This is a genomic window from Stenotrophomonas sp. STEN054 (assembly GCF_056854535.1).
Genome location: NZ_JBXFWG010000109.1, coordinates 1 through 1,254, shown reverse-complemented (window position 1 = coordinate 1,254; position 1,254 = coordinate 1). Strand labels below are relative to the sequence as shown.

Genomic DNA, 1,254 nt, shown 5'->3' with positions numbered 1-1,254 from the left:
TGATCTGGCCCCCTAAAAACGGACGCCATGAAGCCGTGTTCAGGCGGCAGCCGCAAGCTGCCGGGCGTAGTCGTTGGGCGATTTGTAGCTCAGTGCCGAGTGTAGCCGGGTTGGATTGTAGAAGCCGTGGATGTAGGCGGCGATGGATTGGCTGGCGTCCTTCCGGGTCGGGTATGTCTTGTCTGCCTCTTCGTTCTTGAAGGAAGCGAAGAAGCTCTCTGCCACCGCATTGTCCCAGCAGTTGCCTGGCCGGCTCATGCTTTGAACCACGCCATGAGACTGCAGCAACTGGCGATACTCATTGCCCCAGTACTGCCCACCTCGGTCTGAATGGAAGATCAGGCCAGGCTTCTGAGGGTTGAGAGACCAAGCATTGGCAAATGCCTTAACCACCAAGTCCTCAGTCATCCGGTCGGACACGCTATAGCCCAACACCTGGCGGGTCTGGATGCTGATGACTGTGGCCAAATACACCCAGCCCTGCAGGGTTGGGATGTAGGTGATGTCTCCAACCCAGGCGGTGGGGCCGGCACCTGGTACGAATTGTCGATCCAGAAGATTGGCCGCCAATTGGTCCGATCCACCAGCTGATCTGCGTCGATAGCCACCTTTGCATTTGCCTCGAATACGCTCCTCGGCCATCAGCCGCGCTACACGCTTGGGCCCCACCTCGTGGTTTGCCGCGCGCATTGCCTTGACCATCCGGCGTCGCCCATAGGTGCTCCTGCTAGCCTTGTAGACCGCCCGGATCTCCGAACGAAGGTCGGCATCTGCATCGCTCGCTTCAGCAGACAGTCGGCTCAGGTAGTCATGAAAGCCTGACACAGAAACGCCCAGCACCCGGCACAGCAGCCTGGTGGGATAGAAAGTCCTCTGGCTGGCGACGAAGGCGTATCTCACTTGGACTCTTTGGCAAAGAACGCCGCCGCTTTTTTTAGGATTTCACGCTCCATCCGCAACGTGGCGTTTTCTGCTCGAAGCCGGCTGAGCTCGCTCTCCAGGTCAGTGGCGGGCCTGCGGGCCTCTGAACTTAACGACTGGCCGGCACGGACTGCATCAAGCCAATTGGCCAACGTCTTGACCGACATCTCCAGCTGCCGAGCAGCTGCTGCCGGCCCCAGGGCCTGGGCCAACTCAACGGCCTGGTGTTTGAACTCATCGGTGTAGCTACGGCGGGTGGCGCGAGACATAAGGGGACCTCCAAGTACGATTCAGTATCGCTTCTTGGCGTCCGCTGCTGGGGGACCAGATCAG

At 59.6% G+C, this 1,254-nt stretch carries 2 protein-coding genes; both read right to left on the bottom strand.

Going from position 1 to position 1,254, the window contains the following annotated elements:
* Positions 1 to 39: 39 nt before the first annotated feature.
* A complete protein-coding gene (locus tag AC1VXD_RS19830; protein WP_482993481.1) occupies positions 40 to 900 on the bottom strand; it encodes an IS3 family transposase in 861 nt (286 codons plus the stop codon).
* Entirely contained in the window at positions 897 to 1,190 is a 294-nt protein-coding gene (locus AC1VXD_RS19825; protein ID WP_482993480.1) for a transposase, read from the bottom strand. Before AC1VXD_RS19825 ends, AC1VXD_RS19830 begins: the two co-directional genes overlap by 4 nt.
* Between the last annotated feature and the right edge of the window lie 64 nt (positions 1,191 to 1,254).

What these genes read in the sequence shown, in the direction of transcription:
- AC1VXD_RS19825 (WP_482993480.1), bottom strand. Translation starts at nt 1,190, where the DNA reads ATGTCTCGCGCCACCCGCCGTAGCTACACCGATGAGTTCAAACACCAG.